Source organism: Pseudomonas sp. D47 (genome assembly GCF_045447305.1).
Taxonomy (GTDB): domain Bacteria; phylum Pseudomonadota; class Gammaproteobacteria; order Pseudomonadales; family Pseudomonadaceae; genus Aquipseudomonas.
This window is the reverse complement of the sequence record NZ_JBJGXU010000102.1, coordinates 1-12301: the sequence shown is the minus strand read 5'-3', so window position 1 is coordinate 12301 and position 12301 is coordinate 1. Positions and strand designations below refer to the sequence as shown.

Below are 12301 nucleotides of genomic sequence, written 5' to 3'. Positions count from 1 at the left end.
GAGCACGGCGGCCTAGTAGCCGACCTGAGTGGTTAGATCAAAAGCAAAGCAAAGGCGGCCTGGCAGCCGACCTGATATTTGAAACTGAACTCAATTTAATGTGGGAGCTGGCTTGCCTGCGATGGCATCAACTCGGTGTACCTGATGGACCGAGGTGTCTGCATCGCAGCGGTGCGGCGATCCGACAAGGCAGCTCCCACATTGATTGGGTTTTCACTTCAGTTTTTAGGTGGGCTCCAACAGCTGCGCCCCGGGCCCGCGCTCGCTGAGCTGATCCCCCTCATTACGCAACGGGCACGCTTCCAACGACAAACACCCACACCCGATACAGCCACTGAGCTTGTCGCGCAGCAGCATCAATTTGTTGATGCGATGATCCAGGTCCTCTCGCCACAGGGCCGACAACCGTTCCCAGTCTTCAGCGGTGGGCGTGCGTTCATTCGGTAACGTTTGCAAGGCCTCGCCAATCGTCGCCAGCGGTATGCCCAAACGCTGGGCGATCTTGATCACCACCACCCGCCGCAACACATCCCGTGGGTAACGCCGCTGGTTGCCGGCATTGCGATTGCTCTTGATCAGCCCCTTGGCTTCATAGAAATGCAGGGCCGTGACGGCCACGCCACTGCGGGCGGCCAATTGGCCGACGGTGAGTGCTTTGTTGAGCATGAAAAACTCCGAAACAACGCTTGACCTTGACTTAACTAGAGGTTTTACCCTGCGTGGCATCGAATCGCAAGATTCTGCCTACAGAAAGAGGGGAGTGTTCATGCAGGTATCAGAGAAAAATCGCGGCTTCACTCAATTGATCGAGTTTCAGATCGAGCCCCAGCAGCAGCGGGCGCTAGTGGCGGCGTTGTCGACCCAAAGCGAGCGCCTGGCCCAGGGCCATGGCGGCTTTATCAATGCGAGTGTGCAGGTCAGCGATGACGGGCGGCGGGTGCTCAATTACCTGCAAAGGCGCTCGCGCGAGGAGGGCGAGGCGGCCTTTAAATGCTTTGAGCACGGTGAGGAAGATTTCTGGACGCTGATCCGCGCCCATCAGGCCACGGCGGTGACCTTCGGTTCGTTTCAAGTGCTGCGCAGCTTTGAGCGTAGCCATGACAATGCGTTGCACTGCCGCCTAAATGGATAGGTGCAACATGCGCTCGCCTTGCACGTTTTCACCGGGGCGGCGCTTGTTCACCGCCAACTCGCCAATTTTGATCAAGCGGGTGCGCGTGACGTTGCGGCTCAGGCCCAGCAGGTTGGCGGTGTGCACTTGGTTGTAGTGGCTGAAGCGGTAGGCGGCGCGCAGTAATGCGTCCTCGACCTTTTCATGCAGCGCGCCGGCCTGTTCCTCGAAGAGCTTTTGAAAGGCGCGCGCCAGCAATGCTTCGGCGCTGTTGTCGGTGCCGTGCTGGCTGTCGTCCTGGCGCTCGATGCGCATGTTCGACAGGCGCAGATCATCGCGTTCGATCACGCCGTTACGGCAGATCAACAGGGTGTGGTGGATCACGTTTTCCAGCTCGCGAATATTGCCCGGCCAGCTGTAGCTCTTGAGCTTGTGCTCGGCCTCGCGGCTGATGGTGATCGGGCCGTAACCCAAGCGCTGGCTGTAGGCTTCGATGAAGTGGCGAGTCAGCGGCAGGATGTCGCCGGGGCGTTCGCGCAATGGGCTGAGTTCCAAGCTGACCACGTCGAGGCGGTAGTAGAGGTCTTCGCGGAAATGCCCGGCGTTGATGGCTTTTTCCAGCTGTACGTTGGTGGCGGCCAGTACGCGTACATCAATTGGAATACTCTTACGCGAACCCAGGCGCACCACTTCGCGCTCTTGCAATACGCGCAGCAGTTTGACCTGGATCGCCATCGGCAAATCGCCAATCTCATCGAGGAATAAGGTGCCGCCGTCGGCCTCTTCGAACCAGCCGGCCTTGGCGCTGAGGGCGCCGGTAAACGCGCCTTTTTCATGGCCGAACAGTTCAGCTTCCACCAGGGATTCAGAGAACGCGCCGCAGTTGACCGCCACAAACGGCCGGTTGCGCCGTGCACTGAGGTTATGGATGTGGCGCGCCACCAGCTCTTTACCGGTGCCGGTTTCGCCGATGATCAGCACGCTGGCTTCGCTGGGCGCCACTTGCTGGATGTGGTCGAGCAGCGCCTGGGATTTGGGGTCTTCGAAGACCTGGGCCGTGGCGCGGATCGAGGTCGCGAGGGCGGGCGAGGGCGGTAGGGTTAACAGCTGCATGGGCACCTCTCTTAGGAGTAGAACGTTGGAATCGGCAGGGACTGGTTCAAGGCCCAGTCCCCCAGTTCGTGGAGTTTGTAGTCCACCGGGTCATGCAAGGTTTGCGTGCGCAGGTTGCGCCAGTGGCGATCCAGGCGCAGCGAGGCGTGAGTGGACCGCGCGCCGGTGACTTCAAACAGGCGGCTGCACAAATCCAGGCCTTGGCGGGTGGCGGCGACCTTAGCGGTGGCAATCGCAATCGCCAATTGGCCGCGCTCGTGTTCGCTCAGGTTAGGGCCTTTGGCCCAGGCCTGGTCGAGCAGCTCGGCGGCGCGTTCCACCAGCAGGCGCACGCCTTCCAGCGCGACCCAGAACTCGCCGTAGTGGTGCAGCACGTAAGGGTCCTGGCGCACGTCGACGGCCGAGGATTTATGCCACGAACGGGTTTCGGTCAGGGTGTAATTGCGTGCTTCTTCAAAGGCGCCTTCGGCAATCCCGAGAAACATATGCGTGAACGTCAGTTGCGCGATCAGTGGGCGCAGGCAGGCGAAGGGCGTACTCAGCGGGCCTGGGTCGAGGAGCAATTCCGATTCCTCGACGCGCACCCGTTCAAAGCTGGCGCTGCCGCTGTCGGTCTGGCGTTGGCCGATGTTGTTCCAGTCGTTGTGCAAAGTGATGCCGCTGCGCCCGCTGGGAATGGCCGCGATCAGCAGTTTGCCGCCGGCGTTCTCATCCACCGCCGAGGCAATGAGCATTTCCGAGTCGCTGGCGCCGGAACAGAAGCTTTTTTTGCCGGAGAACTCACGCCAGCCGCCGAAATCCTTGACCACCGTACGGGTGTCCAGCGGGTTGAGGGCGTTGCCCCAGAACCAGTTTTTACGCGCGGTCTGTTCGAACCAGGGTTGCCATTGGTCCGGGCGCGCAAACAAGCGCACGGTGGCGAGCATCAAGTGGTGGAAGCCGAAGACATGGGCGATGGAACTGTCGACCTTGGCGAATTCGCGCACGATGCCCAGGGTTTCGCTCCAGCGCGCGCCGAGGCCGCCGTATTGGGTGGGAATGCTCAGGGCCAGCAGGCCGCTGTGGCGCAGGGCGTCACGTTCGGCTTTGGGTGTACCGCCACGTTCGTCGCGCTCGACGGCAGTGAGGGCGAACTCGGCGGCCAGCAGTTTGGCGGTTTGCAGCGGCGAGGGCAGGACGCTGTGGGGTTTGGCTGTCACACGGTGTTCCTCAATGTCTATTTGGCAATGAAGCCCAAATGTGGGAGCTGGCTTGTCGAGTCGTCGCACCGCAGCGATGGCGTCACCTCGGTTTCACTGAAACACCGCGTCGCCTGCATCGCGGGCAAGCCCGGCTCCCACAGAAAAGCAGTTCCCACATAAAGCAGGCTTCACTGCACTCAGGCCTTCGTTTTTGGCAGCACATCATTGGCAATCATTTCGCCAAACGGGCCGGTGAGGTTGGTGATGCCGCGCCCGGCGAGGCTCGCGTAGGGTTCCGGCAGCAGCGGGAACACCAGTTCGGCAAAGCGATAGGCTTCTTCCAGGTGCGGGTAGCCGGAGAAGATGAAGCTCTCGATACCCAGGTCGGCGTATTCCTTGATGCGCTCGGCCACTTGCTGTGGGTTGCCTACCAATGCGGTGCCGGCGCCGCCGCGTACCAGGCCGACGCCGGCCCACAGGTTGGGGGCGATTTCCAGGTTGTCGCGGCGCCCGTCATGCAAGGCCGCCATGCGGCGCTGGCCTTCGGAGTCAAAGCGCGAGAAGGATTTTTGCGCGGCAGCGATGGTGTCGTCGCTGATGTGTTCGATCAGTTTGTCGGCGGCTTTCCAGGCGTCTTCTTCGGTTTCGCGCACGATCACGTGCAGGCGAATGCCGAACTTCACGGTGCGGCCGTGGCGTGCGGCGCGTTCACGTACATCCGCGAGCTTTTCCGCGACGGCGGCGGGCGGCTCGCCCCAGGTCAGGTACACGTCGACCTGCTCTGCGGCCAGGTCGTGGGCGGCGTCGGAAGAACCGCCGAAGTACAGTGGCGGATACGGCTTCTGCACCGGTGGGTAAAGGGCCTTGGCGTTCTGCACGCGCAGGTGTTTGCCTTCAAAATCTACCGATTCGCCCTGCAACACGCGGCGCCAGATCTGCAGGAATTCGTCGGAGACTTCGTAGCGTTCGCTGTGGTCGAGGAAACTGCCGTCGCCACGGTTTTCGTCGGGGTCGCCGCCGGTCACCACGTTGATCAGCAAGCGGCCGTTGGATAATCGGTCCAGTGTCGCAGCCATGCGCGCGGAGACGGTGGGCGAGATGATGCCCGGGCGAATGGCGACCAGGTAACGCAAACGTTCGGTCAGCGGCACCAACGCCGAGGCGATCACCCAGGAGTCTTCGCACGAACGCCCGGTAGGAATCAGCACGCCGTAGTAACCGAGGTTGTCCGCCGCTTGCGCGACTTGCTTCAGATAATTGAGGGTGACCGGGCGCGCGCCTTGGGTGGTGCCCAGGTAATGCCCGTCGCCATGCGTCGGCAGAAACCAAAAAACATCCATGACAAATCCTTAAGCGATTTTCAGCAGAGAGGGGGAGTGCGCGGCAAACAAAGGCGCTGCGCGTTCTGCGGCAAGGCGTATACGGCCCTTCAGGGGCTCACTGGTTATTTGGTAGTCGGTGAAGTCGGCTTCGGTGGCGTACACGCCGATTGGCAAGGTCAGTGCCTGAAAGAAGCTGAACAGCGGCCGCAATTGGTGATCGAGCACCAACGCGTGGCGTTCGCTGCCGCCGGTGGCGGCGAGCAGTACTGGCGTGTTGATCAGCGAATTAAGACCGACCAGATCGAACAGGTGCTTGAGCAGGCCCGGGTAGGAGCCGCGATACACCGGTGCGGCGACGATCAGCAGGTCGGCCTGTTCGATGGCCAACAGTTGCGATTCGACCTGCGCCGGCAGCTCATCACGCGACAGGGCACCGCCCAAGGGCCGGGCAATGTCGCCCAGTTCGATCAATGTGGTCTCGATCGGCAGCAGGGTGGCCAGTTCGGCCAGCACGGCTTGGGTCAGCACCAGGGTACGCGACGGGCGCCAGGTTCCGCCGGACAGGGCAACGACATTCAGGGGGCGGGTCATGAACAGTTCCTTTTTCAACAGGGCTACGTAGCGGGTGCAGTGCAAGGTGTTGAGCAAGAGCTGTACCAACGGCTAAAAGCCTTGATTGGCGTGGGCTGCAGGTTCCCTGCTGAAAAGTGAAGCTGTTGGCTGCTTGGTGTTTTGTTGAATGACTGTTGCCTGGGCAACAGTTGCGTGGCGAACAGTGTTGATTCGGCGTGAGGCCATTTATAGAGGGTTACGGTTATTCCGTAAATGAACGTATTTCCATATTTATAGATCTTAAATGAATATCAAGGGTTCGCTATCGCAGGTGTCTGAACGGTTGATAGCGACTATCACGGGCGATGATTTTTAACTGTGAAAGGGCGGGAGTAGCCTGTGTTCATTGACTCGAAACCTCCTTCGCAGGGCCTTCACCATGAACCACTTTCTGGCTGTTTCCTTAATAGTTGTCAGCGCCGTCCTCGCCGGTTGTGCGACCCATCCGTCACCTGAATCGCGCCCCTACACCGCAGAAGAAACCAAGCAGCTTGCCTTGGAGGCGCTGAGCCGTCGCGGGCTGTCATTTGATGAATACCAACAGCAGCGTGCCGCACTGACGGGCCAGCCACACAAGCCCTTCGGCTTTGATCACCATGGCGAAATGAACGCCGAACGCAGTGTGGCCCTGCAGGGTCGTCCCAGTTGAGCCCGCGCTCAGCGGCAAAAAGCCCGAGGATTCCCTTAAGGAACCTCGGGCTTTTTGTTTGCCATGGGGCTACTTCAGCCTGTTAAGCTGAATTTCAGGAGCGTTCCTACGCACATTTAAATAAAGTGGTCCTTCTTTAATGGCATTCGATCGGTTAAACCTGACGACCTCTGTTCCGGTTGATGCCCCTGAGACGTTGCTCTCGGGAATACGCTCTGCGAGTCTTAAACGTCATGAATAAACGTCCGTTGTATTTCGACTACGCTGCCACCACGCCGGTGGATGAGCGGGTCATCCAAGTGATGGTCGAGTGTCTGGGCTTCAATGCCAATTTTGGTAACCCTGCATCCAGTTCCCATGCGTTCGGCCAAGCGGCCCGGCAAACGGTTGAACAGGCGCGGCGCCAGGTCGCCGAGTTGGTTGGGGCCAGCCCTGAGCAGATCGTCTGGACTTCCGGTGCGACTGAATCCAACAACCTTGCGATCAAGGGCGTGGCCCAGGCGCGTGGAGTGGCGGGCGGGCACATCATTACCAGCCAGATCGAGCATAAAGCCACGCTGGATACCGCACGGCAGTTGCAGGAAGCCGGGGTGGCCGTGACCTACCTGGTGCCGGACGCCGATGGGTTGATCAGCGCCGAGGCTGTGAGTGAAGCCTTGCGTGAGGACACCTTTCTGGTGTCGTTGATGCTGGTGAATAACGAACTGGGCACCTTGAACGACATTCCTGGCATCGGCGCGCGGGTGCGTGAACACGGCGCGTTGTTGCATGTGGACGCGGCGCAAGGTGCCGGCAAAGTGGCTATCAACCTGGCTGAATGGCCGGTGGACTTGATGTCGTTTTCCGCGCACAAGCTGTATGGCCCCAAGGGTATCGGCGCGCTGTATGTCGGCCCGCGGGCACAGCAGAAAGTCTTGGCGCAGATTCATGGCGGCGGCCACGAGGGCGGCTTGCGCTCCGGCACCCTGGCGACGCACCAGATTGCAGGCATGGGCACTGCGTTCGCTCTGGCAGCGGCGTCTTTCGCTGAAGAAAAGGCCGCGATCGTCGCCTTGCGTCAGCGTCTGCTCGATCAGTTGGAATCGGTGGCGGGTGTGCGCCTCAATGGCAGCGCCACGCAGCGTATCCCGCATACTCTCAGCCTGACGTTCAGTGAAGGTGAATTCAATTCGGCCGCGCTGAGTGCAGGCATCGCTTTCTCGGCGACCTCGGCGTGCAACTCGGCGAGCAATACGCCGTCCCACGTGCTTCTGGCCCTGGGCCATGACGCGCGCAGCGCGGGGCGTACCATTCGCTTGAGCCTGGGCCGATTTACCACCGAACAGGACATCGACCAAGCGGTGCAATTAATCAAGGCTGCCCTCGCCAGTGCACCGGCGTTCTGGGCGGTCTGATTTAACATTCGCAACCCATAACAATTATTAGTGGTTAGCAGGAGACACAATGAGTACGCAGCCTTTGACCCATGGAACGGTTCCCCAGCGCCTGGCGCATACCCGTGAACTGATGCGCCGCGAGGGCATCCACGCCCTGCTGGTGCCCTCGGCCGACCCGCACTTGTCCGAGTACTTGCCGGGTTACTGGCAGGGGCGACAATGGTTGTCGGGGTTCCATGGTTCAGTGGGCACATTGATTGTCACCGCAGATTTCGCCGGTGTGTGGGCCGATAGCCGTTATTGGGAACAGGCGACCAAGGAACTCAAGGGCAGTGGTATCGAGTTGGTGAAGTTGCAGCCCGGCCAACCCGGCCCGCTGGAATGGCTGGCCGAGCAAACCCCGGAAGGCGCCGTGGTGGCGGTGGACGGCGCGGTCATGGCCGTGGCCTCGGCGCGTACTTTGGGCGGCAAGCTGGCAGAGCGCGGCGCGCGTTTGCGTACCGATATCGATGTGCTCAATGAAGTCTGGCAAGACCGCCCGGCATTGCCGAACCAGCCGATCTATCAACACTTGCCGCCGCAGGCCACCGTCAGCCGTGGCGAGAAACTCGCCACGCTGCGCGCCAGTTTGAAAGAGAAGGGCGCCGACTGGCACTTCATCGCCACCCTGGATGACATCGCCTGGTTGTTCAACCTGCGTGGCGGCGATGTGTCGTTCAACCCGGTGTTTGTCTCGTTTGCCTTGATCAACCAGCAGCAGGCCACTTTGTTTGTGGCGCCGAGTAAGGTCGATGCCGAGTTGCGTACGGTGCTGGAGCAAGACGGTGTAACCCTGCGCGACTACAGCGAAGTGGCGGATGCGCTGCGTGCCGTGCCGAAGGGCGCGAGCCTGCAAGTCGACCCGGCGCGGGTGACGGCCGGTTTGCTGGAAAACCTCGATGCCGGCGTCAAGCTGGTCGAAGGGTTGAACCCGACCACCCTGGCCAAATCGCGCAAGAGCCTGGCGGACGCCGAGCATATCCGCCAAGCCATGGAGCAGGATGGCGCGGCGTTGTGCGAATTCTTCGCTTGGCTGGACAGTGCGCTGGGCCGTGAGCGCATCACCGAGCTGACCATTGATGAACACCTGACGGCCGCGCGTACCCGTCGTCCGGGTTATGTGTCGCTGAGTTTCAATACAATTGCTGCATTCAACGCCAACGGCGCGATGCCGCACTACCACGCCACCGAAGAAGAGCACGCGCTGATCGAAGGCGATGGCTTGCTGCTGATCGACTCGGGCGGCCAGTACCTGGGCGGCACCACGGACATCACGCGGATGGTGCCGATCGGCGCGCCGAGCGAAGAGCAGAAGCGCGACTGCACGCGTGTGCTTAAGGGTGTGATTGCTCTGTCGCGCGCGCACTTCCCCAAGGGCATTCTGTCGCCACTGCTGGACGCCATTGCGCGTGCGCCGATCTGGGCTGAAGGCGTGGACTACGGCCATGGTACCGGTCACGGTGTAGGTTATTTCTTGAATGTGCACGAAGGCCCACAGGTGATCGCTTATCAGGCTGCCATTACGCCGCAAACGGCTATGCAGCCAGGCATGATTACGTCGATTGAGCCGGGTACTTATCGCCCAGGCCGTTGGGGGGTGCGCATCGAGAACCTGGTGTTGAACCGTGAAGCGGGCAAGACCGAGTTTGGTGAGTTCCTCAAGTTTGAAACCCTGACCTTGTGCCCAATCGATACCCGTTGCCTGGAACCGTCGCTGCTGACGGCGGACGAGCGCGAGTGGTTCAACGCCTACCACGCTGAGGTCCGAGAGCGTTTGAGCCCGTTGCTCAGCGGTGCCGCGCTGGAATGGTTGCAGGTGCGTACTGCGGCTATTTGATCGGCTGCAGTTCGGGGGGGCTGGGCCAGGGCGTCGACGATAGACTCGACGAGCGCCTTGGCCCGGGTATCAGGATTGCGTTGGCCGACCTCTAGCTGAGGGCTTCGCGCACAAAATCCAGACGGTCCTGACCGAAGAACAGCTGGTTGCCTACAAACATACTGGGCGCACCGAACACGCCGCGTTGAATGGCTTGTTCGGTGGTGTCCTTGAGTGCAGTTTTTACGCTTTCGTCATTCGCCAGGCCCAGCACCTCTTCGGGGTTAAAGCCCGCTTCGGTCAGCACCGAGGCCACGACAGCAGGATCGCCCAAGTGAGGACTTTCGACCCATAGGGCGCGGAACAGGCAGTCGATGATGTCTTGGAAACGCTCGGGTTGGCGCATTTGGATGCCAGTCACCGCACGCATCAGTACCAGGGTGTTGATGGGGAAGTGCGGGTTGAACTTGAGCGTCACGTTGTAGCGTTGGGCGTATCGCGCCAGGTCATTAAACATGTAACGACCTTTGGCAGGGATGGTGATCGGTGAGGCATTGCCGGTGGCTTTGAATACGCCGCCCAACAGCATTGGTTGATAAACCAGTTGTGTGCCGGTTTCGGCGCACAGGGCGGGGAGTTGGGTGTACGCCAGGTAAGTGGCGGGGCTGCCGAGGTCAAAGAAGAATTCCAGGGTTTTACTCATGGTCGAGGCTCGCTGCTTATTGTTATGGAGGCGTGCTTACCAGGGTTCATTCCAGGGGCGCAGGTCCAGCTCGAAGGTCCAGGCGTCGCGGGGCTGGGTGTGCAGGTACCAGTAGTTGTCGGCGATGTGTTCGGGATTGAGGATGCCGTCCTGATCTTTCTGGGCGTATTTTTGTGGGAAATTGTCGCGAATGAAGTCCGTGTCGATGGCACCGTCGATCACCACATGGGCGACGTGGATATTCATGGGCCCGAGTTCTCGCGCCATGCTTTGCGCGAGCGCTCGGATGCCGTGCTTGGCGCCGGCGAAGGCAGCAAAACCTGCACTACCGCGCAAGCCTGCTGTGGCACCCGTGAACAAGAGGGTGCCACGGTTGCGCGTGACCATCCGTTTGGCCACTTCGCGCGCGTTCAGGAAGCCGGAGAAGCAGGCCATCTCCCATATCTTGAAGTACTTGCGCGCTGTTTCTTCGAGGATGCTGCACGGCACATTGGCGCCGATGTTGAAGACGAATGCTTCGATGGGGCCTAGTTCGGTTTCGATCTGCTCGATCAGCGCGATGACGTCGTCTTCTTTGCGCGCATCGCAGGCAAAGCCATGAGCTTGGCCACCCGCTGCCTGGATGCTGTCCACCAAGGGCTGCAGCTTGTCGGCGCTGCGGCGGGTGACGCAGGCTATGTAACCCTCGCGGGCGAAGCGCTTGGCGATGGCGCCGCCGGTGGCGTCACCGGCACCCACTACCAGTACGATTTTCGGGTTGTCTGTCATGGTAACTCCGTTGCTCAGTCGTCGAGCAGGAGTGTAGACGCAGCGTCGAAAATGGCCGGGGCGATGTCAGAAATTTTAGAAGGGGGAGCAGTCGCAATTGACTGCTCGGGCGGTCATTTACAGATGACGATCATGCTGCGGCTGGTATAGCCGGCAGGGTTGAGGCCGAAAGGGTAGTCGCCAGGTTCTTCGGAGTTGTCACCCGACTTGGCGATAACCCGGTAGCCCTTGGCACCACATGAATTGGTTGCACTGGTGTAGCACTGGTCCCAGGAGGAGGACAGCCCGGAACAGTTGATATGCAGCCCTTTTTTGCCCCGTTTCACTTCTGTTTTGGTGGTCGCTGCACAGCCAGCAATGCCTACGACCAATAACAGTATCAAAATTCGCTTCATTCCCGTCCTTAATAGCCGCTTCGCAAAAAGGCGCTAGGCAGGCTTTACTCGCTCTCGATTGTAGCGTTCAGGCGTCCTTGTCGAAACTCTCCATGAATGACATTCGTTTGCGACTTAAACATGGCCTAAATGAGCGGCAAATACTAGAGCTACCTTTAAAGATGATCAGTCCGCCGGCACCAAGGGTTTGGATTCGTTGCGCATCGTCAGTGTGGCGCCTACTGAGGCCAAAATAATGCACGCGATGGCCAGCCATTGTGCCAGGGACAAATGTTCCTGCAGGAAGAACAGACCGGAAAGCGCACCGAATGCGGGTTCGATACTCATCAGGGTGCCGAAGGTGCGGGCAGGAAGGCGAGTGAGCGCGACCATTTCCAGGGTGTAGGGCAAGGCCGTGGAGAGAATGGCGACACCAATCGCCACGGGGATCAATGCGGGCGTGAGTAGAGCGGAGCCAGCATGCACGATGCCGATGGGGGCGACAAACAAAGCGGCGATCATTACGCCGAGAGCCGCAGTTTGGACGCCATTGTCATTGCCGGCCTTCTGACCGAACAGGATGTACAACGCCCAGCAGACACCGGCACCCAGTGCGTAGGCTGCACCGGTCAAGTCGATGCCGCTGTTGGCTTCCCCAATTGGGATTAATAAAAGAAGGCCAGCGATTGCGAGGCCAATCCACAGAAAGTCCACTGCTCGGCGCGAAGCGTAGATAGCAACGGCGAGTGGGCCTGTGAATTCCAGCGCTACCGCGATGCCCAGTGGCACTGTGCGCAAGGACATATAGAAGAGAAAGTTCATACCGCCCAGTGCCATGCCATAGATGACGACGGTGCGCAGGGACTTGGCCGTCAGCTTGGCGCGCCAGGGGCGTAACAGAAGCAGCATAATCGCACTGGCGAAAATCAGTCGCAGGGTCGTGGTGCCCTGGGCGCCGACGATGGGGAACATGCTCTTGGCCAGCGAAGCGCCCGACTGGATAGAGGCCATGGCGATCAACAGCAGGCCGACAGGAAACAATGCCGAGGCCAGGCTGCGGGGTGGGGTGCTCATTGGGGGTGTTCGTCCGAAGTCATAGTAGAGAAGAAGCAGAAGGCCTATGATGCTTAACAGTTGAGTTTTGAGCAATATATTGCTCAGCCGGCTCTGTTTGACTCTCTATATAGAAGGGATGTGTAGGTTTTCTGACTGTTTGATAGGAAATCCAAATTAAGGG

13 protein-coding genes are annotated in these 12301 nt (G+C 60.0%); 4 read left to right on the top strand and 9 right to left on the bottom strand.

Annotation, left to right across the window (positions count from 1 at the left end; translation table 11 throughout):
* Positions 1–225: 225 nt before the first annotated feature.
* Positions 226–666 carry a redox-sensitive transcriptional activator SoxR gene (soxR, locus tag ACI77I_RS30745; protein ID WP_094953504.1) on the bottom strand — a complete coding sequence of 147 codons (441 nt, stop codon included), beginning with the start codon at positions 664–666 and terminating at the stop codon, positions 226–228.
* A gap of 100 nt (positions 667–766) precedes the next feature.
* On the opposite strand from soxR, the gene ACI77I_RS30740 reads away from it, so the two are divergent.
* Positions 767–1132: an antibiotic biosynthesis monooxygenase gene (locus ACI77I_RS30740; RefSeq protein ID WP_406999928.1), complete on the top strand. Its 366-nt coding sequence runs from the start codon at positions 767–769 to the stop codon at positions 1130–1132.
* Here ACI77I_RS30740 and ACI77I_RS30735 read toward each other — a convergent pair.
* From ACI77I_RS30735 to msuE, 4 genes are all read right to left on the bottom strand, one after another.
* Positions 1121–2224, bottom strand: a complete 1104-nt coding sequence (locus ACI77I_RS30735; RefSeq protein WP_106580595.1) for a sigma-54-dependent Fis family transcriptional regulator — start codon at positions 2222–2224, stop codon at positions 1121–1123. The two genes, ACI77I_RS30740 and ACI77I_RS30735, sit on opposite strands and share 12 nt — an antisense overlap.
* 11 nt (positions 2225–2235) lie before the next feature.
* A complete protein-coding gene (locus ACI77I_RS30730; RefSeq protein WP_406999926.1) occupies positions 2236–3423 on the bottom strand; it encodes an acyl-CoA dehydrogenase family protein in 1188 nt (395 codons plus the stop codon).
* A 179-nt stretch (positions 3424–3602) separates the two neighbouring features.
* Complete coding sequence (gene ssuD, locus ACI77I_RS30725; RefSeq protein ID WP_094953508.1) at positions 3603–4745, bottom strand: FMNH2-dependent alkanesulfonate monooxygenase; 1143 nt, start codon at positions 4743–4745, stop codon at positions 3603–3605.
* A gap of 9 nt (positions 4746–4754) precedes the next feature.
* On the bottom strand, positions 4755–5318 hold the full coding sequence (gene msuE, locus ACI77I_RS30720; protein ID WP_242155272.1) for an FMN reductase: 564 nt from the start codon (positions 5316–5318) through the stop codon (positions 4755–4757).
* A 400-nt stretch (positions 5319–5718) separates the two neighbouring features.
* On the opposite strand from msuE, the gene ACI77I_RS30715 reads away from it, so the two are divergent.
* The 3 genes from ACI77I_RS30715 to ACI77I_RS30705 all read left to right on the top strand — a co-directional run bounded on the left by ACI77I_RS30715 (position 5719) and on the right by ACI77I_RS30705 (position 9240).
* Positions 5719–5988: a hypothetical protein gene (locus ACI77I_RS30715; protein WP_094953509.1), complete on the top strand. Its 270-nt coding sequence runs from the start codon at positions 5719–5721 to the stop codon at positions 5986–5988.
* Between the two features lie 233 nt (positions 5989–6221).
* Positions 6222–7382 carry a cysteine desulfurase family protein gene (locus tag ACI77I_RS30710; protein ID WP_406999923.1) on the top strand — a complete coding sequence of 387 codons (1161 nt, stop codon included), beginning with the start codon at positions 6222–6224 and terminating at the stop codon, positions 7380–7382.
* Between the two features lie 49 nt (positions 7383–7431).
* Positions 7432–9240 (top strand): aminopeptidase P family protein, encoded by a 1809-nt coding sequence (locus ACI77I_RS30705; protein WP_094953511.1) that lies wholly within the window; start codon positions 7432–7434, stop codon positions 9238–9240.
* 91 nt (positions 9241–9331) lie between these two features.
* Here the strand turns inward: ACI77I_RS30705 and ACI77I_RS30700 are convergent, their stop codons facing one another.
* From ACI77I_RS30700 to rhtA, 4 genes are all read right to left on the bottom strand, one after another.
* On the bottom strand, positions 9332–9922 hold the full coding sequence (locus ACI77I_RS30700) for a 2-hydroxychromene-2-carboxylate isomerase (RefSeq protein WP_406999921.1): 591 nt from the start codon (positions 9920–9922) through the stop codon (positions 9332–9334).
* 36 nt (positions 9923–9958) lie between these two features.
* Entirely contained in the window at positions 9959–10690 is a 732-nt protein-coding gene (locus tag ACI77I_RS30695) for an SDR family oxidoreductase (protein ID WP_094953513.1), read from the bottom strand.
* A 113-nt stretch (positions 10691–10803) separates the two neighbouring features.
* The gene (locus ACI77I_RS30690) at positions 10804–11085 is read right to left on the bottom strand and encodes a hypothetical protein (protein ID WP_094953514.1); all 282 of its coding nucleotides are present in this window, start codon (positions 11083–11085) and stop codon (positions 10804–10806) included.
* A gap of 165 nt (positions 11086–11250) precedes the next feature.
* Complete coding sequence (gene rhtA / locus ACI77I_RS30685; RefSeq protein WP_094953515.1) at positions 11251–12138, bottom strand: threonine/homoserine exporter RhtA; 888 nt, start codon at positions 12136–12138, stop codon at positions 11251–11253.
* Positions 12139–12301 lie beyond the last annotated feature (163 nt).

Bases quoted from the DNA above. Each gene is read 5' to 3' on its own strand.
- soxR (WP_094953504.1), bottom strand. From the start codon at position 666: ATGCTCAACAAAGCACTCACCGTCGGCCAATTGGCCGCCCGCAGTGGC.
- ACI77I_RS30740 (WP_406999928.1), top strand. From the start codon at position 767: ATGCAGGTATCAGAGAAAAATCGCGGCTTCACTCAATTGATCGAGTTT.
- ACI77I_RS30735 (WP_106580595.1), bottom strand. From the start codon at position 2,224: ATGCAGCTGTTAACCCTACCGCCCTCGCCCGCCCTCGCGACCTCGATC.
- ssuD (WP_094953508.1), bottom strand. From the start codon at position 4,745: ATGGATGTTTTTTGGTTTCTGCCGACGCATGGCGACGGGCATTACCTG.
- msuE (WP_242155272.1), bottom strand. From the start codon at position 5,318: ATGACCCGCCCCCTGAATGTCGTTGCCCTGTCCGGCGGAACCTGGCGC.
- ACI77I_RS30715 (WP_094953509.1), top strand. From the start codon at position 5,719: ATGAACCACTTTCTGGCTGTTTCCTTAATAGTTGTCAGCGCCGTCCTC.
- ACI77I_RS30710 (WP_406999923.1), top strand. From the start codon at position 6,222: ATGAATAAACGTCCGTTGTATTTCGACTACGCTGCCACCACGCCGGTG.
- ACI77I_RS30705 (WP_094953511.1), top strand. From the start codon at position 7,432: ATGAGTACGCAGCCTTTGACCCATGGAACGGTTCCCCAGCGCCTGGCG.
- ACI77I_RS30700 (WP_406999921.1), bottom strand. From the start codon at position 9,922: ATGAGTAAAACCCTGGAATTCTTCTTTGACCTCGGCAGCCCCGCCACT.
- ACI77I_RS30695 (WP_094953513.1), bottom strand. From the start codon at position 10,690: ATGACAGACAACCCGAAAATCGTACTGGTAGTGGGTGCCGGTGACGCC.
- ACI77I_RS30690 (WP_094953514.1), bottom strand. From the start codon at position 11,085: ATGAAGCGAATTTTGATACTGTTATTGGTCGTAGGCATTGCTGGCTGT.
- rhtA (WP_094953515.1), bottom strand. From the start codon at position 12,138: ATGAGCACCCCACCCCGCAGCCTGGCCTCGGCATTGTTTCCTGTCGGC.